Source organism: Sphingomonas lenta (assembly GCF_002288825.1).
Lineage (GTDB): Bacteria > Pseudomonadota > Alphaproteobacteria > Sphingomonadales > Sphingomonadaceae > Sphingomonas > Sphingomonas lenta.
The window spans coordinates 162,416-189,085 of sequence record NZ_NSLI01000003.1 but is presented as its reverse complement, the minus strand read 5'-3'; the positions used below and the strand labels follow the sequence as shown (position 1 = coordinate 189,085).

Here is a 26,670-nt window from a genome sequence, read left to right as displayed (position 1 = left end):
GGAGAATGACATGACTGCGCGCGTCCCCGCCCTGATCCTCCTCGTCCTGGGACTGGCCGCCTGCGAGGCGCGCGACGACAGCCTGTCGCGCAACACCACCGCGCCCGTCAGCGAGGAGAGCATGGGCGAGAACGGGACGATGCTGAACGACATGACCACCGCTAACGACGTAGCAATCAGCAACCGGATGTGAGTCGGGCGGAAGAAGCGCTCAGAACCGGATCTCTACCTCCGCGCCGTAGGTCCGCGGCTCCAGCGTGTAGATGGAGCGGAAGCGGCCGACCAGCGGTCCCTCCTGCGTGATACGGATGATGTCGTCATTATCCGCGACGTTCTTGGCGAAGGCGCGCAGCTGCCATTTGTTGCTCGGCGACATCAGCGCGAGCTTGAGGTCGGTTTGGCTCCAGTTGCCGAACCGGTCGGACGGCTTGTTGAAGATCGTGCCGTAGAACCGGTCCTGCCAGGTTTAGTCCACGCGCGGGATCAGCTTCCACCCGCCCGCGAACTCCGCCTCATACTGCGCACCGACATTGATCGTGTAGTTTGGGGCGTTGGGCAGCTCGTTCGGCCAGGTCCTTGATCAGGATGCCGCCCGGCGTGCGGCGCGGGTCGCCCGCGGCGTCGCGCGCGACGACCGAACCGGGCGCGATCGCATTGGGGTCGCCTTCGTCGCCCGACTGGAAGTTCTTGACCTCGGTTGTGAGGTACGAAGCGGTCGAAGTCGTCGGTCGTGTCAGTCCTCGCCTTCTGGTTAGCCGGACGGCGAGGTGAAGGCGACCGGGCCGAAATTGTAGCTCCACTCGGACGATGCGAACAGCTCGCGCGAGAAAAGGCGCGGGTCGATGTCCCGATTTACGGTGCGCACGTCTGCAGAATCCAACCGTCCAAGAGGTAGCCGACGCTGGGGAAGAACAGCCCGGAGGTCGGCAGCCGCGAGAGGCTCGTCGTGCGACTGCCCGGCGTTTCGAAGCCCGCGGATCCGGCGAAGGCTGTTCGACCGGACCGCGGCCGGTAAATGCACCGGATGTCGTGCATCTCCGCGTGCAACCGCGGGCAGGCGAAGTAGCGCCCGCCGCCTCGTCGAGAGCGGCGCGGTCGTTCTGCTGGAACGGCGCACTCTGAGCCGCACGCGCGACTTACAGATTTCACTCGGCCTGCCGCTCGACGCGTCCGGCAAAGCGCTCTCGATCCGCGTCGCGACGGTCGAGCGCTGGGCTGGAGCATGTCAAACGCGAGCTGACGCCGCGCGTCAAGCTGGAGCACGGCCTTGCCCTCTTGTTCGCGCAGGGTGCTCTATGGCCGCGTTGCCGGATGGCCCACGCCCGCCCTGCTCGCCCGCGTCATGCGCAAGGCGGCAGAGGAGGTGGGGTTCGAAACGCTCGACCTGTCAGCCGATCTACGCCTGCGTACGCGGGGTGGGCTGCGCTTCGCGCTCAATTATAAGCCGCATGCCGTCCGTCAGTCTGACCACCTAACCGTCCCTAACCTCATACTCGGCCTGTCGCGCAGGCGATCCGGTCCGAGGAGGCACTGGGCCGCGAGTCCACCGTCAATTTCCTCGGCCGCGCCGTCGAACGCCGCGCGCGGCGCTCGACGGTGGTTCGCGGCGACGTGACGGTCGCGGCGGACTGGGGCGTTGCGTCGGTGGGGCGGAGCGGCTCGGCCGCGGCTCGTCGCTGCTGTTCGACAACGCGGGTTTTCCCGGCCCGATCGCGCCATTCCTGTCCTACGGAGGCCGCGTTCATCACGGGCGCGACGCTATCCGTAGACGGCGGGCTCACCGCCTAACGCAGCGCCGGCTCCGGACCTGCCCAGGACGGCGCGGACGCGCCGCTCGGGACGACGGCGAACATCTTCGCCTCGCGCGGAAAGCATAGCACCGATCGTCGCGGCTGCGGAGCGTTCGACCTGTAGGCTCCATGCCGGAAAGCACTCCCCCTTGCGCCGGCTTGCCGATAGAGTCGGGCGCGTTCGTTCTCGAGGTTTCGGTGATCCGCTTCATACCCTACGCCGTCGTCCTCCTGATCGCCTGCGCCGCCGTTGGCGCGCCGGCCCAGACCTCGCCCGCGCCGACCGAGCAGGCGCGCACGCCCGCCGACCTCTATGGCGAGCTGTTCCGGGCGGTGCAGCTCGGGCGCGTGTTCCCCGACGGCAAGACATTCGTCGACGTCGTCCCTAAGCGCCCGCCCGCGGCGATCATGGCCGATTACCGGCGCGATCGGCCCGCGGGCGACGCGCTGCGGCGCTTCGTGCTCGCCAACTTCGTCGTGCCAGGCGTCAACGACGTTGGCGCCCTGCCTCTGCGCGAGCACATTCGTCGGCTCTGGCCCACGCTCGCGCGGCCGGCGAAGACCGCCGAGCCGGGCGGGTCCGCGATCGCGCTGCCCGCGCCCTACGTCGTGCCCGGCGGGCGTTTCCGCGAAATCTACTATTGGGACAGCTACTTCACCATGCTGGGCCTGCGTGTCGATGGCCAGGGAACGCTGGTTGAGTCCATGCTCGACGGCTTCACCAGCCTGGTCGAGCGCTACGGCCGCATCCCGAACGGCACGCGAACCTACTATCTCAGCCGCTCGCAGCCGCCCTTCTTCGCGCTCATGCTCGACCTGGGTGCCGACGCGGAGCCGGCGACGGCGGCGCGGCGGCTCCGGGCGCTGCGGCGCGAGCATGGCTTCTGGATGGAGGGCGCGCGCGTGGTACGGATGCCGGACGGCAGCCTGCTCAACCGCTACGGCGACGATCGCGACGTACCGCGCGACGAGTCCTACGCCGAGGACGTCGCGACCGCGCGCGAGGCGGCGCCCAGGCCGGCGGCGCAGACCTACCGCGACCTGCGCGCGGGCGCGGAGAGCGGGTGGGACTATTCGTCGCGCTGGCTCCGCGACGGGCGCACGCTGGCGAGCGTGCGCACCACCGACATCGTGCCCATAGACCTGAACAGCCTGCTCTACGCCGCCGAGCGCCGCATCGCCGAAAGGTGCCGCGCGGTCGCGGACGCCGCGTGCGCCGCCCAGTTCGGCCGCCGCGCCGACCGGCGGCGCGCGGCGATTGACCGCTATTTGTGGCTGCCGGGCGAGCGCCGCTACGCCGATTGGAGCCTGAGCGCGCGCGGGCCGACGACGGTGCTCTCGGCCGCGACGCTCTACCCCTTGTTCGTCGGGCTCGCCTCGGCTGATCAGGCCCGCGCGGTCGCCGCGACGACGCGCGAGCGCCTGCTGGCGCCCGGCGGCCTGCGTACCACGCTCGTCGTCACCGGCCAGCAATGGGACCGCCCCAACGGTTGGGCGCCCCTGCAATGGATCGCCGTCGAGGGACTGGCGCGGACAGGCCACGAGCCGCTCGCCCGCGAGGTGGCCGTGCGCTGGCTCGCGACCGTCGGTCGGGTGTATCGCGAAACGGGCCGCATGCTGGAGAAGTACGACGTGGAGGAGATCAAGCCCGGCGGCGGCGGCGAGTATCCGACGCAGGACGGGTTCGGCTGGACCAACGGCGTGACCAGCGCGCTCCTGGAACGCTATCCCGACCTCGACCCGGCGGTGCGCGCGGAGGTAGCGCGATGACGGACCGGATCGAGCGCGTGGTCATCTTGGGCGGCGGCACCGCCGGTTGGATGACGACGACGGCGCTCGCCAAGAGCTTCGGCCGGCGGCTCCGGGTGACGTTGCTCGAGTCGGACGAGATCGGCACGGTGGGCGTCGGTGAAGCGACGATACCGACGATCCACTGGTTCAACGAGCTGATCGGGTTGGACGAGGCCGAGTTCTTCCGCGCGACCAAGGCGAGCTTCAAGCTCGGCATCGAGTTCGTCGACTGGGCGCGACCGGGCCACCGTTATTTTCACCCTTTCGGACACTATGGCGTGCAGCTGCCGGGGGTCTCGTTCCACCATCGCTGGCTGAAGGCGCGCGCCGATGGCCTGGACCTGCCGCTCTCCGCCTTCTCGCTCGCGACCCGTCTCGCGGACGAGAACCGCTTCGCCAAGCCGCAGGGCGACGCGCGCTCGATCCTGTCGACGCTGGGGTACGCTTACCACTTCGACGCAGGGCTCTACGCGCGCCACCTGCGCACGCTCGCGGAGGCGGACGGCGTACGGCGCGTCGAGGGCAAGCTGCGCGATGTCGAGCGCCATCCGGAAACGGGCCACATCGCCGCCCTCACGACGGAGCGCGGCGAGCGGTTGGAGGGCGACCTGTTCATCGACTGCTCCGGCTTCCGCGCGCTGCTGATCGAGGGAGTCATGAGCGCGGGCTATGACGAATGGTCGCACTGGCTGCCCTGCGACCGCGCGGTCGCGATGCCCTGCGCGCGCGTCGCCGAGACGACGCCCTACACGCGCTCGACGGCGCGCGCCGCCGGGTGGCAATGGCGCATCCCGCTACAGCATCGCACGGGCAATGGTTACGTCTACGCGAGCCCGTTCATCTCCGACGATGAAGCGGCGGCGGCGCTTCTCGCCGAGCTGGACGGCGAGGCGCTGGCGGAGCCGCGCTTCCTCCGCTTCACCGCGGGGCGGCGCAAGCGCGGCTGGATCGGGAACGTCGTCGCGATCGGCCTGTCGTCCGGCTTCCTGGAGCCGCTCGAGTCGACCAGCATCCACCTGATCCAGTCGGGCATCGCCAAGCTGCTGACGCTGTTCCCCGACCGCGACATGGATCCCGGCCTCGCCCGGCGGTTCGACAGGGTGTTCGGCGCGGACATGGACGACATCAAGGATTTCCTGATCCTCCATTACCACGCCACCAGCGGCAAGTCGGACGCGCTGTGGACGCATTGCCGGCACATGGCGATCCCCGACACGCTGGCCGAGAAGATGGCGCAGTATCGGCGGTCGGGACGGCTGATGATCGGCACCGACGACCTGTTTCGCGACGCGAGCTGGCTCGCGGTGCTGAACGGCCAGGGCGTCGAGGCGGAGGATTACAACCCGCTCGCCGACACGCTCGATCCGGCGACGAACCGCGCGCAGCTCGAGCAGATCGCGGCTGTGGTCGCGCGCGCCGCGCCGACGTTGCCCAAGCACGACGAGGTGGTGGCGCAGATCATCGGCGGCGGCGCCGGGACGCCCGCGCGCGCCACGGCGCGGTGAGCGGACCCGACATCAAGGCGCGGCTGATCGGGCGCGAACTCCAGCCGCTCGTCGTCGTCGACGGCTTCGCGCCCGACCCGGACGCGCTCCGCGCCGCCGCCGTTGCCGCGTCCTTCGGCCCCGCAGGTCGGCACTATCCCGGCATCCGTGCATCGCTCCCACCCGACTACCTGCCCGCTCAGGCGCCCGTCATCGCGACCGTGCTGCGCGAGGTGTTCGGCTGCGCCCGGAGCATGCGCCTGCTCGACGCGAGCTACTCGATCGTCACCGCCGCGCCTGACAAGCTCGCCATGCAGCAGCGTCTGCCGCACGTCGACGCCGTCGCACCGGGCCGGATCGCGCTGGTCCACTATCTGTCGCCGGAGGGAGGCGACGGCACCGCTTTTTTCCGGCACCGCTCGACGGGGTTCGAGACGATCGACGAGGCGCGCGCGCCGACCTATTTCGGCCGCCTCGCAGCCGAGCTGCGCCGCTCGCCCCCTCCCCCGGCCTATGTCGCGGGCGACACGCCGCTGTTCGAGCGGTTCGCGCACGCCGAGGCGCGCTACAACCGCGCTCTGATCTACAGGAGCTCGCTGCTCCACAGCGGCGCGATCAGCGAAGGCTCGGCGCTGTCGCCCGACCCGACGGTCGGGCGATTGACGATCACCGCTTTTCTGGAAGCGTCGTAGCGCCCGGCGGCTGCACCGCCAGGTACACCGTGCTCCACAACTGCGCCGCGTTGGACTCGTCCACGTCCTTCCGCCCGGCGCCGAACGGCACGACCTGGTAGCGGCCTTGCGCGTACGCCCAGGACCAGAGCTCCGAGTTCGCCACCGCGCGCGCGGATTCGATCGCGCGCCACAGCTCCGCCTGCGCCCGTTCGAGGCGCGCGCGTGTCGCGGCCGGCAGGTCGCGCCGTTCAAGCTGCCGCTCCAGCCCCGCCGCGAGCAGCGCCTGCTGCCACGACCAGACGACCGCACCGTGATATTGCGCAGGCGTGAACTGCGCCTGCAACGCATCGCCCGCGAGCGCGGGATTGGCGACGAGTAGGCCGATCGGCGTCATCAATCCCGCCGGGAACGGCCGCATCATCGCGCCGACATAGGTGTCGAGATCGGCCGCGCTCGGCTCGCCGAACAGGAGGTCGAAGCTCTCGTCCGAGTGGATGATCGGCACCGGCCGCCCCCGCTCGTCGAGCGCGATGGCGTGGAACGTCAGCGGCCCGCGGCCGAGCGCCTGCAGCCCCGGCTCGGCCGGGACGCCCAGGGTGCGGGCGTAGCCGCGGATCGCCGGCGTGGCCGCCGCGGCCGGATGCGACACGCGGAACAGCGCGGGCGCACGGGTGCGCCAGACCTGCGCCGCGCTTGCCGCCTGGCCGAGCGCCGCACGGTCGGCGTCCGTCAGATACGGGTCGAGCAGCCCCGCCGCGAGCATCCGCCGCGCGGCGTCGAGCGCGGCGGGGACGAACACCGCGTTGACGTCATAGGCGTAGCGTCCGCCGCCCACCCCTTCGTGGCTGTCGCGCCACTGGCCCGCGGGGCGGCCCGGCTTGAACGCGATCAGCCGGCTCCATTCGGGCCGGTCGGCGAAAGGCTGCGCTTGGGCCACCACGAAGCGGAGATTGCGCACCATCGCCTCGCCAACACGCACCGTGCCGCCCTGACCCGTTTCGCTTGGGATAGAGCGCGCCAGATACGCCCGCGCCTGCTCGCGTGGGGAGCGATCGAGCAGGTAGCTCGCCGCCACGGGCGCGAGCATATAGTCGTCGTCGACCATGAAGTAATCGAGGTCGGGCGCGTTGCCCCGTTCGCTCGCGCGGCGGCGCTCCATGATGGCGAACTCGCCGATCCCCTCCTCGTGCGCGACCTCGCCCGCGGCGTTCAAGCGCGCGAGCACCGAGTTCAGCCCCGCCTCGATCGCCGCGGGCCGGAGCGCGGGCATGAGCAGGCGCACCGACATCAGCGTGTCGCGACCGAAATAGGTGTTGAAGCGCCAGGACCCCGCCAGGAACTTCTCGCGGTAGCTGAGGAAACGGAGCGCATTGCGCGCGGCGGGGTTTGGAGCCGCGCGCTCGTTCAGCAGTTCGCCCTCGGCCAGGCCGGTCAGTGGCGGATCGCCCGTGGCCGCTATGATCTCCAGCCGGATGCGGCCGTTCGTGGGCGCGACGATCGCGCCGTCCTCGACACGCCCTTCCAGCACGCGCAAGCGGAGCAGATAGCCGGGCGCACCGTCCAGCCGGTCGCGCGCCCAGGTCAGGCCGTCCGCGCTCGCGACCGCCTTGGCGGCGACCTCCGGCGGGTATTTCGCGATCGCCTGGTAATCGCGCAGGTAGCGAACGTTGGAGAGCACCGCCTCCTTCACCTGGAGCCTCGGCGCGGCGACCGTCGCGACCGCACGCACGCCGTGGAGCGGGCGGCCCTTGCCGTCCTCGAGCGTCAGCGGCTGCGGCGGCGCGTCCAGCGTCCAGGTGGCGGGCGCGGCCACGGGCTGGAACCACAGCCCCACCCCGCTATTGCCTGCCGGGAACGCGACCAGGATGCGCGGGTCCGAGCCGTTGCGGAGCAGCATGTGCGCGGCGGACGGGCCTTTGCGCACGAAGACGTTGATGTTCTGCCCTTCGGTGAGCTGATAGGCCAACTCCGGCCGCCGACCCGCCTCCTGCGCGGCCGCCCCGGACCCGAGCAGCAGCGCGCCCACCAGCAGCCGACGCGCCGCCGTCCGCATGGTCGTCACCTCAGAACCTGAACGTCACGGAGCCCGTATAGGTGGGCCCAGGGATGCCGCGCGCGTAGAAGAATCCGTCGGAGATGTTCTGCCGCTGGCCTTGGCGCGGGTTGCCTTCCGTCAGGCCGATCTCGTCGAAGATGTTCTCCGCCACGAAGTTCACCTCCAGCCGCTCGGTCAGGTTCAGGTTGAAGCCGGCGCTGGTCACCCAATAGTCGGGCAGCGCGACGCCGTTGCCGGAGTCGGCGAAGATGTCGCCCACATATTTGAAGCGCGCGAAGATATCGCCCAGCCCGCGCGGAATGCGCACGATGGGCGAGATGGTGACCAGCTCCTTGGGCGTGCGCTCCGGCCGGTTGCCGTTGAACGTATCGTCGGGAACGCCGTTCAGGCTGAGGTTGTTCAACGTCGGGTCCTGGAACACACCGAACGCGTCGATCTGGAACCAATCGACGGGCCGGAACTGGACGTCGAACTCGAAGCCTTTGGTGCGCAGGTCCGCGAGGAACGCCGTCTGCCGCGTGGGGTCGCTCGGGTCGATGAAGTTGTAGAACTGGTCGTTAAAGTAGGTCTCGAAATAAGTCGCGCTCGCGCTAATTACCCGCCCGTATTGGAAGCGAACGCCCGCCTCGTAGAGCTCGATCTGCGTAATCGGGTCCGTGTTGTTGGTCTGGAAGCCGTCGGCGTAACGGGCGTAAACCGACAGGTTGGGCGTGATCAGGTAGTTCGCGCCCACCGTCCAGGCGACCTTGTCCTGCTCGCGCTCCACGGTCGTGAAGGTGCCGTTGAACGTCAAGCCCACCGTGCGCACCACGCCGCCTACGCCGGCGGGCACGGGCTGGTTCACCGCGGCGGCGTTGCCCTCGTCGTAGCGGCTGTCGAGCTGCTCCCAACGGATGCCCGCATCCACGCGCAGGTCGCCGATCGCGATCTCGTCGTTCGCGTAGATCGAGAAAGACTCGTCCTCGCGCCGCCGTATGCCCGCGCCCCAATTGCCGTAGGAGATGAGGCCGTTGTCCGACAACGTGCCGATCACCTGATTGCCGGCGTTCAAGGCGACGATGTCGTAGATGTCGCTGTTGGTGCGCACGTCGTTGACGACGGCGGCGGTGGCCGACTGGTTCTGCGATCGCGCTACGTCGAAATAGATCACGCCGAGGGTGAGCGAGTTCTGGACGCCGCCGAAATCGGCTTCCCAGCGCGCGCCGGCGTTGACGCCGAAATCGTGGCCTTCCTGGAAGTCATGGTTGAGCGTCGTCTGCTGCAGGAAGCCGTTGCCGTTCAGCGCATTGAGTTCGGCAGCTTGGTTGGAGCCGAGCACCACGCCCGTGCGCAGGTTGCGGACGCCGAAGCGCGCCGCGGTCGGAAATGCCGCGCGGCCCGCGGTGAGCAGGTCGTTGATCGGCGAAGCCGCGCCCGGCGTCAGGTACGTCACCGCGCTGGCGAGACCTGCGTTGCCCGTGCCCGATCCCGGGAACAGGCCGTTGAAGTCGTAGGAGAGGTCAAGGTAGCGGCCGCGCGCGAACAGGTCGATCGAGTCGGTCAGCGGCGCCTCGAAGTCGATGCGGCCCTGCTTGGTCTTGACGCGTACGCCTTCCGAGTAACGGAAATCGCGGAAGCCGTCCGCCTCGACAAAGGTCGACACGGGCACCGAGATGCGCGTGAACGCGTCGCCGCCGATGTTGCCGCTTTGCGTATCGAGGCCCGGGATGCCGCCCGGCTCGCCGTCATTGAACGCATAGGGCTGTGTGGCATAATATGCGGCTTTGATGTCGCCGATCTTGCCGGTGAACCTCAAGAAGCCGCCCTCGCCGAACCGGTATTCCAGCATCGCCTTCAGGCGGTAGCCGTCATAGTCGAACGGGTTCTCGCGAAAGCCGGGGTTGCTCTGGACGAAGCCGCCGATGTTGAACGCGAGCTGGTCGGCGACGAGCGGCGTCGAATAGTAGAACTCCGCGCGCTTCAGGCCGAAGTCGGCCGCCTGCACACGCAGGATGCCCTGCTCCTCCGTGAAGTTCGGGCGGCGCGAGATGAAGTTGATGGTCGCGCCCGCGCCGTTCACCGTGAGCACGCCCGACGAGCCGCCCTTGACCGCTTCCAGCCGGTCGATCGTCAGATCCTGCTGGAAGAAGAAGTCCGCCCCGCCCCCCTGGTAGATGATCGGGAAGCCGTCCTCCTCCAGCTGGATGAAGCGTTGACCGCCCCCTTGTAGGCCGCGCACCGAGTAGTTGTTGGACAGCTCGCCCGCCGTGCCCTCGACGAAGATGCCGGGCACCAGCTCGAGCAGGTCGGCGGTGGAGCGCGGTGCTCGGCGGTCGATGTCGCCGCGGTCGGCGAAGGTGATGTCGGCCGACGAGGTGATCAGCGGGCGGTCGCGCGTCGTCTGTCCTGTGACGACCACTTCGGTCAGCGGGTCGAACTCGTCGACGGGCTGCTCGCTCACGGGCTGGGGCGATTCGGGCGTGCCGGGACCTTGGCCGGTCGTCTGACCCTGGGTGCCCGCCTGCGCCACGGGCGGCGCTTCCTGCGCCAGCGCCGGCGCGATCGGCAGTAGCGACGCGCTCAGCAGCAGGGCCGTGCGCGCGCTCAGCTTGGTCTGGCTCATCATGTCCCCTCCGAAATCTTATACCCCTCCGATCGCGGCCGTGGATCGGTACGATGCAGGTTAATCCGATCCGAAACCGATAGCAAACGATTGTGGGCGGGCTTGCGACGAAGCGCTCCCGCACATGCCAGGGATGTTCATGCCGTCCCGGCCGATAGATCGCTGGGGCGGATGGCTCAGGTCCTTGAGCTTCGAGTTCGGCCGCACGTAGCGGCCGAAAAGCCGCGTACCGCCCTATGCAACTAATACACGTATGCTAGAGTGGATCGGGTACAAGGGGGAACCACATGCTCGAACTGACCGGCGTCACCCACGTCTACGCCAACGGCACGCGCGCCCTGGACGATGTGAGCTTAGTAGTTCCGACGGGCATGTTCGGCCTTCTGGGACCCAACGGCGCGGGCAAATCGACGCTGATGCGGACTGTCGCCACACTTCAGACCCCGACCTCGGGCCGGATCACTTTCGGCGACATTGACGTGGTCGCGGAGCCGGAGCGGTTGCGCGAGACGTTGGGCTATCTGCCGCAGGATTTCGGCGTCTACCCGCGCGTGTCGGCGTACGACATGCTGGACCACATGGCGGTGCTGAAGGGCATAGCCTCCGCGTCCGAGCGCCGCGACACCGTCGAGACGCTGCTCAACCAGACCAACCTGTGGAACGTCCGCAAAAAGGCGATCGCGGGCTTCTCCGGCGGCATGCGGCAGCGTTTCGGCATCGCCCAGGCGCTGATCGGCAACCCCCGGCTCATCATCGTCGACGAGCCCACCGCGGGGCTGGACCCGGAGGAACGCAACCGCTTCCTCAACCTCCTCGCCGAGATCGGCGAGAACGTGGTGGTGATCCTGTCGACGCACATCGTCGAGGACGTCGCCGACCTCTGCCCGCGCATGGCGGTGCTGGCGGCGGGGCGCATCCAGCTCGAAGGCGCGCCGCTCCAGCTGATTGAGGCGACGCGCGGCCGCGTCTGGGCCAAGACGATCGGCCGCGACGAACTGGAGCGGCACCGCGAGGGCCACGAGATCATCTCCACGCGCCTGTTCGCCGGGCGCACGATCATCCACGTGCTGTCCGACACGCATCCCGGCGACGGGTTCGAGCTCACGGTGGGCGGCCTGGAGGACGTTTATTTCTCGACGCTCACGCGCTCGCGCCGCAGCCCCGCCGCCGCCCTTCCCAAGGCGGCCTGAGCCATGTTCGGCGCCATCGCCCGCTTCGAGCTCGGCTATCAGCTCCGCAATCCCGTCTTCTGGGTCGTCTCCATCCTGTTCTTCCTGCTGACCTTCGGGTCGGTCACGGTGGAGCAGATCCAGATCGGCTCCGGCGGGAACATCCACAAGAACGCGCCGGTCGCGATCGCGCAGACCACGCTGATCATGTCCCTGTTCTTCATGTTCGTGACGACCGCCTTCGTCGCCAACGTGATCGTGCGCGACGACGAGAGCGGGTTCGGGCCGATGGTCCGCTCCACGCGCGTCAAGAAGTTCGATTACCTCCTCGCGCGCTTCCTGGGCGCGTTCGGCGCGGCGGCGATCGCCTTCGCGGCGGTGCCGCTGGCGATCTTCCTCGGCTCGCTCATGCCGTGGATCGACGGGGAGACGCTGGGGCCGAACCGCCTCGCCGACTACGCCTACGCCTATTTCCTGCTCGCGCTGCCCGACCTATTCCTGACCGCCGCCATCTTCTTCGCGGTCGCGACGATGACGCGGTCGATGACCTACAGCTACATGGGCGTGGTCGTCTTTCTGGTGCTCTACTTCGTCATCAACGGCGTGGTCGGCTCCAATCCGGAGCTGCGCCAAACGGCTGCCCTTTTCGAGCCGTTCGGCATCGCCGCGTTCGGCGAGGTGACGCGATACTGGACCGCGTCGGAGTCGAACGCGGGCATGCCGCCCTTCGAGGGCGCGCTGCTGTGGAACCGCCTGCTCGCGATCGGCCTGGGCCTGCTCGGCTTGGGCGTCGCCTATTGGCGATTCAGCTTCGCCGAGCGCGGCGCCTCCAAGCGGGCGCTCCGCCGCGCCGAACGCCGCGAGGAGAAGCTCGCAGCGACCCAGCCGCGCGTCGTCGACCGGCTGCCCCCGGTCCGCCCGCGCGCCGCCGCATGGGCGCGCTTCTGGGCGCGCGTGCGCTTCGAGATGCGGCTCGTGTTCCGCAGCCCGGCGTTCCTGGTCCTGCTGCTGGTGGGCGCGTTCAACGCCGTGGGCGGCCTCCTCTTCGGCGGCGAGATGTTCGGCACGCCCATCCGCCCGCGCACCTTCTGGCTCATCGACATATTGCTGGGCAGCTTCAGCCTGATCCCGATCATTATCGCCATTTATTATGCGGGCGAGCTGGTCTGGCGCGACCGCGAGCGGCGCATGCACGAGATCGTGGACGCGACCTCGCTTCCGAACTGGGCCTATATGTTCCCCAAGACGCTGGCGGTCGCGGGCGTGCTGTTCGCGACCTTGCTGGTGTCGGTGCTGGTCGCGCTGGCGGTGCAGGTCGCGCGCGGCGGCGACGATCTGGCGCTAGGCCAGTATTTCGGCTGGTACGTCCTGCCGATGACGGTGAGCTTCGTGATCCTCGCCGTGCTGGCGGTGTTCGTCCAGGCGCTCAGCCCCAACAAATATGTCGGCTGGGCGATCATGGTCGGCTACCTCGTCGCCAGCATCACGCTCACCAACATCGGCTGGGAGCACCCGCTCTACGACTATGGCGCGACCGGCCAGGTGCAGCTGTCCGACATGAACGGCGACCGGCTGGGCGCGGCGCGGGCCTGGTGGCTGCGCCTCTATTGGGGGGCCTGGGCGATCGCGCTGGCGGTGCTGGCGCACCTGCTCTGGCGACGCGGCACGGAGGCGCGTCTCCGGCGGCGCGTGGGCCAGCTGCCCGCGCGCCTGGCCTCGCCCGCGGGCGCGGCGCTCGCGGCCGCGCTGCTGGTCGCGGCCGGCACGGGCGCGCACCTCTACCGCGACATGAACGTGGTGAACGAGTACCGCACCCGCGACGACGACGAGGCGCGGCTCGCCGCCTATGAGAAGAAGTATCTCCGGTACGAGAACCTGCCCCAGCCGTCGCTGACCGACGTGCGCATGAACGTCGACCTCCGGCCGGCCGAGCGCCGCATGGTCGCCACCGGCGAGTACCGCTTCGTGAACGATACGGGCGCGCCGCTGTCCGACATCCATGTCCGCCTGCCCGACCGCTGGACGGAGATCGCGGCGATCACGGTCCCCGGCGCGCGCCTCGTCTCCGACGACCGCGCGTTCAAGCACCGCATCTACCGTTTCGACCGTCCGCTGCCCGCGGGCGCCGGCGGCGCCATAGGCTTCCGCACCACGCGCGAGCGCCGCGGCATGGTGGCGAACGCCGAGGACCCGCAGCTCGTCGCCAACGGCACCTTCCTCAACAATTTCGAGATCCTGCCGCAGATCGGCATGAGCCGGCAGGGCCTGCTCTCCGACCGCGTCAAGCGGCGCTCCCACGGCCTGCCCGCCGAGCTGCGCCCCGCCAGGTTGGAGGACCCGAAGGGCGTGCGCCGCAACTACATCGCCGACGCCGACTGGGTCCGCTCGGACATCACGGTGTCGACCGACGCGGGCCAGACGCCGATCGCGCCCGGCCGGCTCGTGTCCGACGTGACCGCGGACGGTCGGCGCACCGCGCGCTACGTGTCGAGCGCGCCCATTCTCGCCTTCTTCTCGATCCAGTCGGCGGATTACGCCCGCAAGGACGCCGTCGCGGACGGCGTCCAGCTGTCGGTCTTCTACGATCGCCGGCACCCGTACAATGTCGACCGCATGCTGGACGCAATGGCGCGGTCGCTCCGCTACTACCGCGAGAATTTCGGGCCCTACCAATTCCCCTATGCGCGCGTGATGGAGTTCCCCGGCTACGCCAGCTTCGCGCAGGCGTTTGCGGGGACGGTCCCCTACTCGGAGCGCATCGGCTTTCTGGCGGACGCCAGCGACCCCGAGAAGATCGACTATGTCAGCTACGTCACCGCGCACGAGATCGGGCACCAATATTGGGGCCATCAGGTCGTCGGCGCCGACCAGCAGGGCGGCACGATCTGGGTCGAGACGCTGGCGCAATATTCGGCGCTGATGGTGATGAAGCAGCTCTACGGCGACGACAAGATCCGGCGCTTCCTGAAATACGAGCTCGACAACTATCTCCGCTCGCGCGGCGGCGAGGCGCTGGAGGAGCTGCCCATGGAGCGCATGGAGAACCAGGGCTACATCCACTACCGCAAGGGATCGGTGGTCATGTACCTGCTCCAGGACCGGCTGGGCGAGGCGCGCGTGAACCGCATGCTCGCGGGGCTCATCGCCCGCCACCGCTTCCGCGGTGCGCCCTATCCGCGATCGACCGAGCTGGTGGACGGCTTTCTGTCGCTCGCCCGCACGCCCGCCGAACGCGAGCTGGTGATCGACCTGCTCCGCCGCATCACGATCTACGACCTGAAGGCGAGCGGGGCCACGACGCGCCGGCTGCCCGACGGCCGCTGGGAGACGGCGGTCGACGTGGAGGCGGGCAAGGCCTATGCCGACGGCAAGGGCGCGGAGACGCGCGCGCGGCTCGCCGACGAGATCGAGGTGGGCGCCTTCGCGAAGCGGCCGGGCGCGGGCGAGTTCGCGCGCGCCGACGTGCTGCTGCTCGAACGCCGCCCGATCGGCTCGGGCCGCCAGCGCGTCCGGATCGTCACCGCGTCCAAGCCGGCCTTCGCGGGGGTGGACCCGTATAATAAGTATGTCGACCGCAACAGCGACGACAACCTCGTCGCGGTCACCGCGGGCTGAGCAACCGTCCGGGCCGGACCACGCGCCGGCCCGGATCGCGCGTCACGCCCACTCAACGCGCCAGAACCCCGTCTCGGCGCCCTCGACGCCGAAGTCGTTGTCGCTGACGAGCACCAGCTCGTTCGGGCCGATGAGCGCGATGCCCTCCAGGTCGCGCCCGATCTCCGGGTGGTCGTCGGTGTCGAGCAGCAGCGTTTTGGCGAGCACCGGCAGCCCGGCCATGTCCGGGTCGCGGGCGCTCAGCTCCTCGACCGTCGGCCGGGTGTCCGGATCGAGGTGCTCGGGCGGCAGCGCCGGCGCGCCGTCCGGCGACACCAGATAGAGCTTGGTCGAGGCGGAGCCGCGCTCCAGGCAGACGAGCCGACCGTCCGCGAACGCGGCGAGCTCGCTGACCTTGATGTCGGACCGCTCGAACGACCCCTCCGCCACGTCGCGCCGGAAGCGCTCGGGCGGGTCGAGCGGGTAGAGGTGCTGCGCGAGCGGCCGGCCCGTCCCCGCGTCGAGCGTCCAGAGGCGCAGATGCTGGGCCGCCTCGTGCGCGGCGGCGTCCGGGTGCGCGAGCGGGCTCTGGAACGCGAGATGGAGCAGCCGCTCGTCGGGCGACGACGCCAGCGCCTCGAACCCGCGGTTGATGTGGCGCGACGCGGCGAGCGCCGGCAGCCGGCCCTCGACCGGATAGCGCGCGCCGGCGTAGTGCGCCTCGCAACCCTCCGGCACCCAGCGGACGAGAACTCGGGCCGTCCCGTCGAGGCGCAGCAGCGAGGGGCCGTACTCGTCGCCCACCCAGAAACCGCCGTCGCGGAGCGCAATCAGGCCTTCGGTATCCGCGCCCGACGGGTCGGTCCCGAGCGGACGGCCGTCGAGTCCCAGCGCGGGCTCGGCGCGCGCGTGCGAGCCCGCGGGCACGGGCAGCCCGCCGATCGGCCGCCCCTCCCCGTCCGTGATCGGCAGCACGCGCCGGACGCGGACCGCGTCGCCGTCGAGCTCCAGCTCGACCAGCGCGGGACCGATGTCGAGGCGCGGCATGATCTTCGCCCCGCGCGGCGTGGGCGGCAGGTCGAGGCCGTGCGCTCGGGCCAGGTCCGCTTTGAAGTTCGGCCCGCGGTCGCCGACGGCCCATAGCCGGCCCGGCGGGTCGCCCGGCCGGACGGCGAGGCCGGAACCGAGGCCGCGGGTGAGCCGCATCGCGCCGTTCGGCAGCGCCACGTCTCCCAGCGGCTCGTCGTCGAACCGTAGGCGGGTGATGCGGACCGCGACGCCCTCGGTCGCCGCCGTCGAACGATGAGGGTCCATCACACGTCTAGGTTGGCGACGTTCAAGGCGTTGTCCTGGATGAACTCGCGGCGCGGCTCCACCACCTCGCCCATCAATTGGGTGAAGATCTCGTTGGCGCCCTCCACGTCCGCCGACGACACGCGGAGCATGGAGCGGTTCGCGGGGTCGAGCGTCGTCTCCCAGAGCTGCTCGGCGTTCATCTCGCCCAGGCCCTTGTAGCGCTGGATGGCGAGGCCCTTGCGGCCCGCCTGGAGCACGGCGTCGAGCAGCTCGCTCGGCCGCGACACGCGCGTGCCGGCGCGGGTGGCGGTCACCGTCTCGCCGTCCTCGTCCGTCTCGGCGGGCTGCGGCGCACCTTTCAGCGGCACGAGCTGGGCAGGGCGCGCATAGGCGTCCGACTGTTCGGCGGCCAATGCATGGAGCTTGCGCGCCTCCGCCGACACCAGGAACCCGGCCTCGACGATATGGTGGTCGGTGACGCCGCGCCACAGGCGCTGGAAGTGCACGCCGCCGTCCTCCGTCAGCCGCGCCGACCAGCGCGCCTCGGGGTCGTTGGCGTCGAGGAGCCGTACGACCTCGACCAGCGCCTCCTCGCGCGTGGCGCGGTCGCTCGCGGGGTCGAGCACGCCGCCCAGCGCCAGCACCTCGATCATCGCCGGGTCGTAGCGGCGCGGCACGTAGCGCATCAGCGTGCGCATGCGCCGGGCGTGCTCGATCAGTCCGCGCAGGTCATTGCCCGACCGCATGCCGCCCGCCGTCTCCAGGCCCAGCGCCTGGATGCCCGCGTCGACGAGATAGTCGTCGAGCGCGGCGTCGTCCTTGAGGTACACCTCCGACCGGCCGCGCGTCGCTTTGTAGAGCGGCGGCTGCGCGATGTAGAGGTAACCGCCCTCGATGATCTGCGGCATGTGGCGGTAGAAGAGCGTGAGGAGCAGCGTGCGGATGTGCGCGCCGTCGACGTCGGCGTCCGTCATGATAACGATCTTGTGGTAGCGCAGCTTGTCGGGGTTGAAGTCGTCGCGGATGCCCGTGCCCATCGCGGTGATCAGCGTGCCGATCTCCTTGGAGGTGAGCATCCGGTCGATGCGCGCGCGCTCCGTGTTCAGGATCTTGCCGCGGAGCGGCAGGATCGCCTGGAAGTGGCGGTTGCGGCCCTGCTTGGCGGAGCCGCCGGCGGAGTCGCCCTCGACGAGGAACAGCTCGGACTTGGCGGGGTCGCGCTCCTGGCAGTCGGCGAGCTTGCCGGGCAAAGAGGCGATGTCCATCGCGCCCTTGCGGCGGGTGAGTTCGCGCGCCTTGCGGGCGGCCTCGCGCGCGGCGGCGGCGTCGATCACCTTCTGGACGATCGAGCGGGCGTTGGCCGGATTCTCCTCCAGCCACTCGGCGAGCTTGTCGGCAATCAGCGCCTCCAGGGGCTGGCGCACCTCGGAGCTGACGAGCTTGTCCTTGGTCTGCGAGCTGAACTTCGGGTCGGGCAACTTGACGGAGACGATCGCGGTCAGGCCCTCGCGCATGTCGTCCCCCGTCAGGGTAACCTTCTCCTTCTTCAGGAGCCCCGACTTCTCGGCATAGTTGTTGAGCGTGCGCGTCAGCGCGGCGCGGAAGGCGGCGACGTGGGTGCCGCCGTCGCGCTGGGGAATGTTGTTCGTGAAGGCGAGGACGTTCTCGTAATAGCTGTCGTTCCACTCGAGCGCGACGTCCATGCCGATCGCCTCGCGCTGGCCGGTGATGGCGATGGGCGCGGGGAAAAGCGGCGTCTTGGCGCGGTCGAGCCACTTCACGAAGGCGGCGATGCCGCCCTCGTAGTACAACTCGACGGTCTTGGGCTCGTCGTGGCGCGCGTCGGTGAGGAACAGGCGCACGCCCGAGTTGAGGAACGCGAGCTCGCGATAGCGGTGCTCGAGCTTGTCGAAATCGAACTCGGTGATCTTGAACGTCTCAGGAGACGGCAGGAAGGTGACGCGCGTCCCCTTCTTGCTCTCCGCGGGGCCCACGACCTTGAGCGGCGCCACCGCGTCGCCGTGGGCGAAGCGCATGTAATGCTCCTCGCCGTCGCGCCAGATGGTGAGGTCGAGCCACTCGGAAAGCGCGTTCACCACCGACACGCCCACGCCGTGCAGGCCGCCCGACACCTTGTAGGCGTTGTCGTCCGAGGTGTTCTCGAACTTACCGCCGGCGTGGAGCTGGGTCATGATGACCTCGGCCGCCGACACGCCCTCCTCCGGGTGGATGCCGGTCGGGATGCCGCGCCCGTTGTCGGTCACGCTGACCGAGCCGTCCGGGTTGAGCGTGATGTCGATGCGGTCGCAATGCCCCGCCAGCGCCTCGTCGATCGCGTTGTCGGAGACCTCGAACACCATGTGGTGGAGACCCGACCCGTCGTCGGTGTCGCCGATATACATGCCCGGACGCTTGCGCACCGCGTCGAGGCCCTTGAGCACCTTGATCGAGGAGGCGCCGTATTCGCTGTTCTGAGGGGAGCTTGCCATAGCGAGCATATAGGGATTCGGGGTGCAATACGGAAGCGCAATGAGCCCCGGCCCGGGCCGCGGCGGGACGGTCAGAGCAGCGGCTTGAACGCCCGCCTGAGGCGCTCGGCGGCGCGCTCCTCGAACGGGCGGCCATGCGAGAAGATCACGCGCACGGGATCGAGGTCGAGCAGCCGCCGGAGCGCGTCCTTGGTCCCGCGCCCGCCGAGCCTCAGCACGGCGCGAAGGTGTCGTGCCGGCCGTCCGTCGTCGCCGTCCGCCAAGCGCATGAGCAACTTGGCGACGGGCGGCATGCGCTCCCGCTCGATGTTCTGGACCAGGTCGGTCAGCACCAGCGTGCCGGACGCCTCGTGGAACAGCCACGCCTCGCGGAAGCCGAGCCCGCCCGGCACGATCCCCTGCCGCACCTCGCCGGCCCAGGCGTCCGGCGCGTCGTCGCCGAGATCATGGTCGAGGCGCACGCCCGACCGCTTGACCTGCCCGCGATCGCGCAGGCCCGGCACCGCCCAGGTGGTCGCGTCGGGGTAAGCGGCCTGCCAGTCGCGCACGAACATCCAGTGCGCGCTGTTGGGCGCGACGAGGTGCGCCACGCGCCCGATCGGCTCCAGCTCGCGGGCGAGCCGGGCCGAGTAGCGCGTCGGCGAGTGCAGCACGAGGTCGCCGTTCGCGAGCTTGAGCACCGTCATGCGCAGCGGCACGGGCACGCCCGCGGGCTTCAAGGGGCCGCTATCGACGGTCCAGACGCCGTCGGCGACCGGCTTGGGCGTGTCGAGCGGCCTGTACGCGCTGTCGGCTGACGGACCACGCCGCGTCGCGACGGCACGGGCGGCGAGCAGCCCGCCCACGACCACCGCGGCCCCGCCGGCCAACTCGACCGCGCCGATCCGCCGACGCTGGTCCGTGTTCTCCCCTTCGAGCTGGTCTTTTCGGTCCATGACGCCGCTCCCGATCCGATGGGCGTCAGTGCCGCTGGGACTTCTTGGTTCCATGTTCGGTCGGAACCCCTCCATCGCCGCCCTGTTCACGTCATGGAAGACGCGAGGAGACGGACATGACCAAGAGCTTCAAGGCCGGCGACCATGTAAAGTGGGACACGCCGCAGGGGCAGACGTCGGGCACGGTGGTCAAGAAGGAGACGGGCACCACCAAGGCCGGCGGGCACACCGCCAAGGCGACCAAGGGCGAGCCGCAATATCGGGTGAAGAGCGACAAATCGGGCAAGGAGGCGGTGCACAAGCCCGAGGAGCTGAAGAAGGGCTGAGCCCTTCTTCAGCTCCTCGGGCCGGTCGGCGGGCTCCAGCCCGTCCGACGACGCGGGACTTGCTCCCGCGTCGGCCCGTACGTCACCCGACTTCAGCGCCGCAGCTGCGTGAGCAGCGCGCGTAACAGCCTGAGCGTCGCCTGAAGCGGCCCTGATGACATGGCAGGCCGCGGGTGGCGCACCGGTCCGCGGCGGGGCGATCGGGGATAGCGACCGCCCCCGCCACGGGGGCGGGAGCGGCGCATGTCCGGCCCGTCTCCGATCACCGCCCCGCCACGCCCGACGCGATGGGGAACAGGGTGGCGGCGACGAGGCCGAGAGTGGCGAGGATACGCATAAAGCTACACTCCGAACGTCCCCACGCTCGGGCGGCGGATTAGGCGCGCGGGCTTGAACGGCGCGTGAGCTTAGGTGACAGCGGGGGTTCAGCCGAGCGCGTAACGAACCGCGGCGCCGTCCACGCCCTCGAACAAGGCGGGCTCCGTGCCCGTCATCCAGACCTGGCCGCGCCCGGCCAGCCGTTCGAACAGCGCGGCGCGGCGCTGCGGGTCGAGGTGGGCGGCGACCTCGTCGAGCAGGAGCACAGGCGGACGGCCGGTGCGGTCGGCGACGAGTTCGGCGTGCGCGAGCACCAGCCCCAGGAGTAACGCCTTCTGCTCGCCGGTGGAGGCGAGCGCGGCCGCCTGGCCCTTGTCGAGGTGGGTGACGGCGAGGTCGGCGCGGTGCGGGCCGCTGAGCGCGCGGCCGGCGGCGGCGTCGCGCGCGCGGCCTTCGCGTAGCTCGCGGAGCAGGCGGGGAGCGTCGCCGGTCCAGCCCTCCAGCGCCAGGCCGGCGCGCGCGAAGGGGCCGGGCGGTTGGGTCGCGAGGCGCTCGGCGAGGAGCGCGACCGCCTCGCGCCGGGCGGCGTCGAGCGCGGCGCCGTGCTCGGCCATCTGCGCCTCCAGGGCGGCGAGCCAGTCGGGGTCGGGCGGGCGGTCTTCCGACAGGAGGCGGTTGCGCGCGCGCATCGCCGCCTCGTAGCGCGCGGCGTGGGTGGCGTGCGCGGGGGCGAGCGCCAGCGTGAGGCGGTCAAGGAAGCGCCGCCTCTCGCCCGCGGGCTCGACGAACAGGCGGTCGGTGGCGGGGGTAAGCCACAGCACCGTCAGCCACTCGGGCAGGGTCGCGGCGGTCGCGGGCGCGCCGTTGATCCGCGTGACGCGGCGCTCGGGCGCGGCGGCGAGCGCGCCGGTGGCGACCTCCACGTCCCAGCCCACGGTGGCGGCGACGCCGAAGCCGCCCGGCCCGCCCTGGCGCGCCATGTCGGACAGGGCGGCGCGGCGCAAGCCCTTGCCGGGCGCGAGCAGGGAGACGGCTTCGAGGATGTTGGTCTTGCCCGACCCGTTCTCGCCGGTGAGGACGACGAAGCCGGGGCCGGGCTCGAGCGCGAGCTGCGCGTGGTTGCGGAAGTCGGTGAGCACCAGGCGCGACAGCATCGCGCCCGGTCCTAGCCGCCGCGTCCTTATTAGGCGAGCGCGGCCTTCTGTCTGCTCGCGTAAGAGGCGAGCTCCGCGCCCAGCTCGCGTTGCGCGCGCTTGTAGGCGACGGGCTCGCCGATGTTCAGCCGGCGGCGCGCGGCGTCGAGCGGCTCGTGCATCAGCGCTTCATAGTCTTCGCCGAGCAGCCAGTTCGCGCGCTTGCCGAGCCGGTAGCCCTCCAGCACCGCTTTCGCGAACAGCGTCCCGCCCGTCTCGCGGATGCTCTTCAGCGCCGCGCCGACGGCGATCAGCGCCCAACCCATGCCCTTGGTCTGCGCGTAGGAGAAGGCGACCAGCGCCGCCTCGCCCATCGTCTCGTCCGCCTTGTAGCCGGTGATCACGTGCCAGACGTCGTGCACGTCGCGCGTGCGGCGGCCGAACCAGGCATAGGGGTGCGGGATCGGCGTCTCGCGCTTGTCGAGGTTCGACACCTCGGCCAGTCCTTCCGCCGAATAGCCCGTCTCGGCGAGCCAGTCGCGATAGGCCGCGCCCACCGTGCCGGGCGCGTAGCTCGCGACCAGCGCGGGGTCGGAGAAACGCTCGGCGGCGAGCTCGACGCGCTCATAGGCCAGGCGCGCGCCCGCCTCCGTCCGCAGCAGCCGCCCGTAGTTCTTGGGCGTCGCCGCGCCGTTCAGCGCGCGCATGATGATGAACACTTGGCTGGTGTCGTCGCCGTTCTTGAGCAGCTTGCGCAGCGCCGACAGCGCGGTGCGCCAGTCGCGCTTGTACGTCTCGCGGGCTTCGGTCTGGTACATGGGGTTGATCCCTTACTAACACTATTGTCAGTAGGCCCGATCGGCCGATCCGTCAAGCGCGCCACGGCGGAAGTACACTAAAGTACACCGCAAGAACGTATGCCCGCCACGCGTCACCACCCGCGACCGCGCGCGCGGCGCTTGGCGCGGCGGGACCGGCGCTCGTGCAGCTCCTCCGCGTCCCTCTCCTCGGCTTCGCGGCGGATCGCCTCCGGATCATGATGGGGATTGTTCAAGCGGCGCGCCTCGTCGAGCAGCGCGTCGATCTTGCGATCCGCCTCGGCCTGCCGTTCGCGCTCGCGAACGTTGTAGGAGTGGTTCCACGGGTCGGGATGGTGCCAGCGGGGCAGCTCGCCCCCGCTCAGGTCCGCGACCTGCAACCGGCATTCGAGCACGTCCTCTTCGAGCCGCGCGTGCGGTTCCGCGGGCTTGACGGGATCGAGCCGGGTCACCGCTTCGGCGACGGGCGGCAAGGCGGGCGGGGGTGCTTCATCGGACTGCCGCACCTCGCGCGCGGCGTGCCGGTAGCGTTCGGGCTGGTGCGCGCGCAGCAGGAACATGAGCAGGCGGTCGTTGTAGCGCGTCTTGTGGCCGACGACGCGCCCGTCGGCGTCCCAGACCGGCTCCTCGACGCCGTCCACCGCGCGCTCGAAGGCGATGTCGACCAGGCGCTTCGACGCCTGCTGGATCGCGGCGTCCCAGGCGGCGGCGAAGCCCTCCGCGCCCGGCGAGCGGCGCAGCTTGTAGGCGCTGCCCAGCGACATATCGACCGCGGCGGCGGCCTGTCTGGGGCTGGCGGTGTCGGCGAGCACCTCGATGAACAGGCGCTGCTTGGCGTGCGTCCAGCCGTCGGCGCGCGGCCGGCGGAGGACCGGGTACCAGTCATAGGCCTCCGGATCGAAGCCGTGCGCGTCGGGCACGACGTCGGTCGTCTCGGTGGGAAGGAGCGCCGGAGCGCTGGCGGGCGGGAGTGTCGAATCGCTCATGGACCAGGTTGGAACATAAGCGGAACCTGTAGGACAGTACCTTTTTTCGCGGCGCGGTTCCTAGGCCGGTGGCCGCAGCATCACCTCGACGCCAATCGCCTCCGCCGCGTCGGCGAGGTCGCGGTCGAGCGTGGCGAGCGCGTGCCCGGCGCGCCGCACGATCGCGAGGTGGAGCGCGTCGCCGGCGCGCAAGCCGCGCGGGTCGGCGTCGACGAGGGAGGCGGCCGATACGAAATCCTCCTCGCCGATCGATGCCGGCGTCATCATGGATCGGAGGCGGTCCCATTCGGCAGCGAGCCGCTCGCGCTCGCGCCGATCGATGTCGCGGCGTCGCTCCTTCATGGCCAGCGCGCTAGCCACCTCGGTGATCGCCCAGGCGCTGACGACCAGCTCCGTCGGGCCATGGTCGGCCAGGAAGGCACGGGCCAGCGCGGAATAGGTCTCCTGCGCCAGCACGGCCACGACGAACGACGCATCGGCGTAGATCATCAGTAGCGCGCTTGTTTCCGCATCTCCTCGACCGAGTTGGTCGGGTCATATTTCAGCGTCGACGCGAACTCCTCGATCTCGCGCAGGAACGCCTTCCACTCGTCCGGCGTCATAAGCTTCTTGGGAGCGATCACCGCGCCGGTCTCGACCGGCACGACCTTCGCCACCACCCGCTCCCCGCGCATGATCTCGACCGTCTCGCCCGCCTCCGCGCGCCCGACCACCTCGTCGAGATCCCAGTGACTGTCGCCCAACCTCACCGCGTTCATCACGTCATCTCCTCGCCGGGGGCATATAGCATCCCGCCCCACCGCCGTCAGCGCCGCGCGCGGGCCTCGTCGCGGTCGGCCACGCAGTCGAGGCGGACGAGGCGCGACGCGACCCCGCCCTCGGTGCGGCCGAGCACGACGGCGAGCGAGGCCAGGCCCTCGCCCGCGTACCAGCGGCGGCATAGCTCCCGATCCAGTTCCTCCGTCCAGGGCTTGCCGTTGTTGGGCACGAGCGGTCGATCGACCATGTCGGTCGGGCCGCTCGCCGCGGCGCGCTCGCGCGCGAGGTCGTTCAAGCCGGCGCGGACGGCGTTCCATTCCGCCAAACTCAGCGTCACCGCGGGCGCGCGGTCGATCAGGAGCGTGACCGAGTCGCCGGCGAGTTCGAGCGCGTAGGAACGGCCGAAGCTCGACCAGCTCCGCCGCACTAGATACGGCCTCGCCGTGCCCGCGCACCCGCGACGTAGATGGCCGCCAGCGATAAGCCCGTTTTTTCGAGCAGAGGCGCGAGTCGGCGGAACAGGCCGGCTCGTCGAGCTTCATCGGCCTTCATCCGACCTGATCGAATCCGTCGAACTATCCTTGCGAGCTCTTGGCGCATATACGCGCCGTCCGATTGCATCACGACAGCGATGTCGGCGAGCGTTACGTTCACCTACAGAGGCGACCCGATGCTTGGTAGGACGCGAACTCGAGCGGGGCCGCCGTTTGCGCGACGACCGGAGCCGACAATGCCCTGAATAGGCGTGCGCGGTCGCGGTCCAGTTCCGACACACGCTCGGCTGTCGGGCCGATGGCGCGGAGCGGCGGGAAACGCTCTCTGAACTGATGCACTCCGCCGGAGTAGGGCGATCTGGTCAAGCCCTCGGCCGTCGCATGCGCGACCATGCCGTCCAGCACCGGTCTAGGATCGACCTCGCCTATATAGCTCGCCACGCCCGGCCTGACCTCGAACGTGAGTGTCCCGGCCCACATGCACGCCTGCCAATGAAGGTTCTGGAGCACGCGCGTGAAGACGTAGCGACCGGGGCGCATCCGCACCGCGGACAGCTTCTTCTCCGTACTGGGCACGACTCCGTTGGGTGTTATGCGTACCGAACCAGCCACGTAGACCTGCCAAAAGCCGGCCAGCGAGCCGTCCGGCTCGATCCTGGCGATGTATACGTGGTAGCTGTCGGGCAGGCGCGCGCTGTCAATCAACACCGCCCCATCGCGATCCGCCGGACTTAGCCGGAGCGACTCAGCTTTGTGTGCGCCCACCGGCGCGGCGGCGGAGGCGGCGAGCGACACCGCCAGAAGAACTTGCCGCACCGTCACACCCGCATCGGCATCAGCACATAGAGCGCAGGAGCCTTGTCGTTCTCGCGGATCAGCGTCGGCGCGGCGGCGTCCGCCAGGTGGACCTCCACCGTGTCGCCATCGATCTGCCCCAGGATGTCGAGCAGGTAGCGGCTGTTGAAGCCGATCTCGAACGGCTGGGACGTATAGTCGCCGGGCACTTCCTCGGCCGCGGTGCCGTTCTCCGGGCTGGTGACCGACAGCGTCACCTTGTCGCGGTCGAGCGCCATCTTGACGGCGCGCGTCTTCTCGGTGGCGATGGTGGCGACGCGGTCGACGCCCTCCTTGAGCCCGGCGGGGTCGAGCTTCAGGATCTTGTCGTTGCCTGTCGGGATGACGCGGCTGTAGTCGGGGAAGGTGCCGTCGATCAGCTTGCTGGTCAGCACCGCTTGCCCGAGGTCGAAGCGGATCTTGGTCGCCGACAGGCTGACGCCGACCGAGCCGTCGACCTCGTCGAGCAGCTTGCGCAGCTCGGCCACGCATTTACGCGGCACGATCACGTCGGGCATGCCGTCCGCGCCCTCCGGCCGCGGCATGGTGATGCGCGCTAGGCGGTGGCCGTCGGTGGCGGCGGCCTTGAGCACGGGGCTCCCCTTGTCCTCCGACACGTGGAGGAAGATGCCGTTGAGGTAGTAGCGCGTCTCTTCGGTCGAGATGGCGAAGCGCGTCTTGTCGATGACCTGCTTCAGCGTCTCGGCGGGCAGCTCGAACTGGGCGGGCAGCTCGCCCTCGGCGATGACGGGGAAGTCGTCGCGCGGCAGCGTGCCGAGCGAGAAGCGCGCGCGCCCCGCGACGATCGACATGCGCCCTTCCGCGGCGTGGAGCTGGACCTGCGCGCCCTCGGGCAGCTTGCGCGCGATGTCGAACAAGGTGTGCGCGGACACCGTCGTCGAGCCCGGCTGGTCGACCGCGGCGGGCACCGACTCGTTGATCTGGAGGTCGAGGTCGGTCGCCATCATGCGAAGCGACCCGTTCTCGCGCGCCTCGAGCAGGACGTTGGAGAGGATGGGGATGGTGTTCCTGCGCTCCACCACGGACTGGACGTGGCTCAGCCCCTTGAGGAGGGTCGCGCGTTCGATGGTCGCCTTCATGGAAACTCCCCCGGCCCCCTAA

21 protein-coding genes are annotated in these 26,670 nt (G+C 69.9%); 7 read left to right on the top strand and 14 right to left on the bottom strand.

Annotated features, from left to right (window positions below; translation table 11 throughout):
• The first annotated feature begins 10 nt into the window (after nt 1–10).
• Nucleotides 11–193, top strand: a complete 183-nt coding sequence (locus CKY28_RS08175; RefSeq protein WP_095997861.1) for a hypothetical protein — start codon at nt 11–13, stop codon at nt 191–193.
• A gap of 18 nt (nt 194–211) precedes the next feature.
• On the opposite strand, the gene CKY28_RS18635 is transcribed toward CKY28_RS08175, so the two are convergent.
• On the bottom strand, nt 212–376 hold the full coding sequence (locus CKY28_RS18635; RefSeq protein WP_176473013.1) for a hypothetical protein: 165 nt from the start codon (nt 374–376) through the stop codon (nt 212–214).
• 1,612 nt (nt 377–1,988) lie between these two features.
• Here CKY28_RS18635 and treF point away from each other — a divergent pair.
• The 3 genes from treF to CKY28_RS08160 are packed head-to-tail and all read left to right on the top strand — an operon-like array spanning nt 1,989 to nt 5,757.
• Complete coding sequence (gene treF, locus CKY28_RS08170; protein ID WP_245841719.1) at nt 1,989–3,560, top strand: alpha,alpha-trehalase TreF; 1,572 nt, start codon at nt 1,989–1,991, stop codon at nt 3,558–3,560.
• The gene (locus CKY28_RS08165) at nt 3,557–5,086 is read left to right on the top strand and encodes a tryptophan halogenase family protein (RefSeq protein ID WP_095997859.1); all 1,530 of its coding nucleotides are present in this window, start codon (nt 3,557–3,559) and stop codon (nt 5,084–5,086) included. Before treF ends, CKY28_RS08165 begins: the two co-directional genes overlap by 4 nt.
• The gene (locus CKY28_RS08160) at nt 5,083–5,757 is read left to right on the top strand and encodes a DUF6445 family protein (RefSeq protein WP_095997858.1); all 675 of its coding nucleotides are present in this window, start codon (nt 5,083–5,085) and stop codon (nt 5,755–5,757) included. The genes CKY28_RS08165 and CKY28_RS08160 overlap by 4 nt, the downstream gene beginning before the upstream one ends.
• On the opposite strand, the gene CKY28_RS08155 is transcribed toward CKY28_RS08160, so the two are convergent.
• On the bottom strand, nt 5,732–7,792 hold the full coding sequence (locus CKY28_RS08155) for a hypothetical protein (protein WP_095998559.1): 2,061 nt from the start codon (nt 7,790–7,792) through the stop codon (nt 5,732–5,734). The two genes, CKY28_RS08160 and CKY28_RS08155, sit on opposite strands and share 26 nt — an antisense overlap.
• Before the next feature lie 10 nt (nt 7,793–7,802).
• A complete protein-coding gene (locus CKY28_RS08150) occupies nt 7,803–10,400 on the bottom strand; it encodes a TonB-dependent siderophore receptor (protein WP_095997857.1) in 2,598 nt (865 codons plus the stop codon).
• 284 nt (nt 10,401–10,684) lie between these two features.
• Here CKY28_RS08150 and CKY28_RS08145 point away from each other — a divergent pair, with 284 nt between their 5' ends.
• Together CKY28_RS08145 and CKY28_RS08140 are read left to right on the top strand one after the other, a co-directional pair.
• Nucleotides 10,685–11,587 (top strand): ABC transporter ATP-binding protein, encoded by a 903-nt coding sequence (locus tag CKY28_RS08145; protein WP_095997856.1) that lies wholly within the window; start codon nt 10,685–10,687, stop codon nt 11,585–11,587.
• A 3-nt stretch (nt 11,588–11,590) separates the two neighbouring features.
• Nucleotides 11,591–15,181 (top strand): ABC transporter permease/M1 family aminopeptidase, encoded by a 3,591-nt coding sequence (locus CKY28_RS08140; RefSeq protein WP_095997855.1) that lies wholly within the window; start codon nt 11,591–11,593, stop codon nt 15,179–15,181.
• Nucleotides 15,182–15,223: 42 nt separating this feature from the next.
• Here the strand turns inward: CKY28_RS08140 and CKY28_RS08135 are convergent, their stop codons facing one another.
• The 3 genes from CKY28_RS08135 to CKY28_RS08125 all read right to left on the bottom strand — a co-directional run bounded on the left by CKY28_RS08135 (nt 15,224) and on the right by CKY28_RS08125 (nt 19,880).
• The gene (locus CKY28_RS08135; RefSeq protein WP_095997854.1) at nt 15,224–16,474 is read right to left on the bottom strand and encodes an esterase-like activity of phytase family protein; all 1,251 of its coding nucleotides are present in this window, start codon (nt 16,472–16,474) and stop codon (nt 15,224–15,226) included.
• Nucleotides 16,474–18,945 (bottom strand): DNA topoisomerase (ATP-hydrolyzing) subunit B, encoded by a 2,472-nt coding sequence (gene gyrB / locus CKY28_RS08130; RefSeq protein ID WP_095997853.1) that lies wholly within the window; start codon nt 18,943–18,945, stop codon nt 16,474–16,476. Before gyrB ends, CKY28_RS08135 begins: the two co-directional genes overlap by 1 nt.
• A 71-nt stretch (nt 18,946–19,016) precedes the next feature.
• Nucleotides 19,017–19,880: a DUF4336 domain-containing protein gene (locus CKY28_RS08125; protein ID WP_176473012.1), complete on the bottom strand. Its 864-nt coding sequence runs from the start codon at nt 19,878–19,880 to the stop codon at nt 19,017–19,019.
• A gap of 116 nt (nt 19,881–19,996) precedes the next feature.
• Between CKY28_RS08125 and CKY28_RS08120 the strand changes: the two genes are divergently transcribed.
• Nucleotides 19,997–20,206, top strand: a complete 210-nt coding sequence (locus CKY28_RS08120; protein ID WP_095997852.1) for a hypervirulence associated TUDOR domain-containing protein — start codon at nt 19,997–19,999, stop codon at nt 20,204–20,206.
• Nucleotides 20,207–20,631: 425 nt separating this feature from the next.
• Here CKY28_RS08120 and recF read toward each other — a convergent pair whose 3' ends face one another.
• From recF to dnaN, 8 genes are all read right to left on the bottom strand, one after another.
• Nucleotides 20,632–21,678 (bottom strand): DNA replication/repair protein RecF, encoded by a 1,047-nt coding sequence (gene recF / locus CKY28_RS08115; protein WP_095997851.1) that lies wholly within the window; start codon nt 21,676–21,678, stop codon nt 20,632–20,634.
• A gap of 29 nt (nt 21,679–21,707) precedes the next feature.
• Nucleotides 21,708–22,475 (bottom strand): Coq4 family protein, encoded by a 768-nt coding sequence (locus tag CKY28_RS08110; protein WP_095997850.1) that lies wholly within the window; start codon nt 22,473–22,475, stop codon nt 21,708–21,710.
• 113 nt (nt 22,476–22,588) lie between these two features.
• Entirely contained in the window at nt 22,589–23,461 is an 873-nt protein-coding gene (locus CKY28_RS08105) for a hypothetical protein (protein WP_095997849.1), read from the bottom strand.
• A gap of 60 nt (nt 23,462–23,521) precedes the next feature.
• Nucleotides 23,522–23,950, bottom strand: coding sequence for a type II toxin-antitoxin system VapC family toxin (locus CKY28_RS08100; protein ID WP_095997848.1), 429 nt, complete (start codon nt 23,948–23,950; stop codon nt 23,522–23,524).
• Nucleotides 23,950–24,219, bottom strand: coding sequence for a type II toxin-antitoxin system Phd/YefM family antitoxin (locus tag CKY28_RS08095; protein WP_095997847.1), 270 nt, complete (start codon nt 24,217–24,219; stop codon nt 23,950–23,952). Before CKY28_RS08095 ends, CKY28_RS08100 begins: the two co-directional genes overlap by 1 nt.
• A 47-nt stretch (nt 24,220–24,266) precedes the next feature.
• On the bottom strand, nt 24,267–24,647 hold the full coding sequence (locus tag CKY28_RS08090) for a hypothetical protein (protein ID WP_095997846.1): 381 nt from the start codon (nt 24,645–24,647) through the stop codon (nt 24,267–24,269).
• A gap of 223 nt (nt 24,648–24,870) precedes the next feature.
• A complete protein-coding gene (locus CKY28_RS08085) occupies nt 24,871–25,530 on the bottom strand; it encodes a hypothetical protein (RefSeq protein WP_141243881.1) in 660 nt (219 codons plus the stop codon).
• 2 nt (nt 25,531–25,532) lie between these two features.
• Nucleotides 25,533–26,648, bottom strand: a complete 1,116-nt coding sequence (dnaN, locus tag CKY28_RS08080; protein ID WP_095997844.1) for a DNA polymerase III subunit beta — start codon at nt 26,646–26,648, stop codon at nt 25,533–25,535.
• Nucleotides 26,649–26,670 lie beyond the last annotated feature (22 nt).

Bases quoted from the DNA above. Each gene is read 5' to 3' on its own strand.
- CKY28_RS08175 (WP_095997861.1), top strand. From the start codon at position 11: ATGACTGCGCGCGTCCCCGCCCTGATCCTCCTCGTCCTGGGACTGGCC.
- CKY28_RS18635 (WP_176473013.1), bottom strand. From the start codon at position 376: ATGTCGCCGAGCAACAAATGGCAGCTGCGCGCCTTCGCCAAGAACGTC.
- CKY28_RS08165 (WP_095997859.1), top strand. From the start codon at position 3,557: ATGACGGACCGGATCGAGCGCGTGGTCATCTTGGGCGGCGGCACCGCC.
- CKY28_RS08155 (WP_095998559.1), bottom strand. From the start codon at position 7,792: ATGCGGACGGCGGCGCGTCGGCTGCTGGTGGGCGCGCTGCTGCTCGGG.
- CKY28_RS08150 (WP_095997857.1), bottom strand. From the start codon at position 10,400: ATGATGAGCCAGACCAAGCTGAGCGCGCGCACGGCCCTGCTGCTGAGC.
- CKY28_RS08145 (WP_095997856.1), top strand. From the start codon at position 10,685: ATGCTCGAACTGACCGGCGTCACCCACGTCTACGCCAACGGCACGCGC.
- CKY28_RS08140 (WP_095997855.1), top strand. From the start codon at position 11,591: ATGTTCGGCGCCATCGCCCGCTTCGAGCTCGGCTATCAGCTCCGCAAT.
- CKY28_RS08135 (WP_095997854.1), bottom strand. From the start codon at position 16,474: ATGGACCCTCATCGTTCGACGGCGGCGACCGAGGGCGTCGCGGTCCGC.
- gyrB (WP_095997853.1), bottom strand. From the start codon at position 18,945: ATGGCAAGCTCCCCTCAGAACAGCGAATACGGCGCCTCCTCGATCAAG.
- CKY28_RS08125 (WP_176473012.1), bottom strand. From the start codon at position 19,880: ATGGACCGAAAAGACCAGCTCGAAGGGGAGAACACGGACCAGCGTCGG.
- CKY28_RS08120 (WP_095997852.1), top strand. From the start codon at position 19,997: ATGACCAAGAGCTTCAAGGCCGGCGACCATGTAAAGTGGGACACGCCG.
- recF (WP_095997851.1), bottom strand. From the start codon at position 21,678: ATGCTGTCGCGCCTGGTGCTCACCGACTTCCGCAACCACGCGCAGCTC.
- CKY28_RS08110 (WP_095997850.1), bottom strand. From the start codon at position 22,475: ATGTACCAGACCGAAGCCCGCGAGACGTACAAGCGCGACTGGCGCACC.
- CKY28_RS08105 (WP_095997849.1), bottom strand. From the start codon at position 23,461: ATGAGCGATTCGACACTCCCGCCCGCCAGCGCTCCGGCGCTCCTTCCC.
- CKY28_RS08100 (WP_095997848.1), bottom strand. From the start codon at position 23,950: ATGATCTACGCCGATGCGTCGTTCGTCGTGGCCGTGCTGGCGCAGGAG.
- CKY28_RS08095 (WP_095997847.1), bottom strand. From the start codon at position 24,219: ATGAACGCGGTGAGGTTGGGCGACAGTCACTGGGATCTCGACGAGGTG.
- dnaN (WP_095997844.1), bottom strand. From the start codon at position 26,648: ATGAAGGCGACCATCGAACGCGCGACCCTCCTCAAGGGGCTGAGCCAC.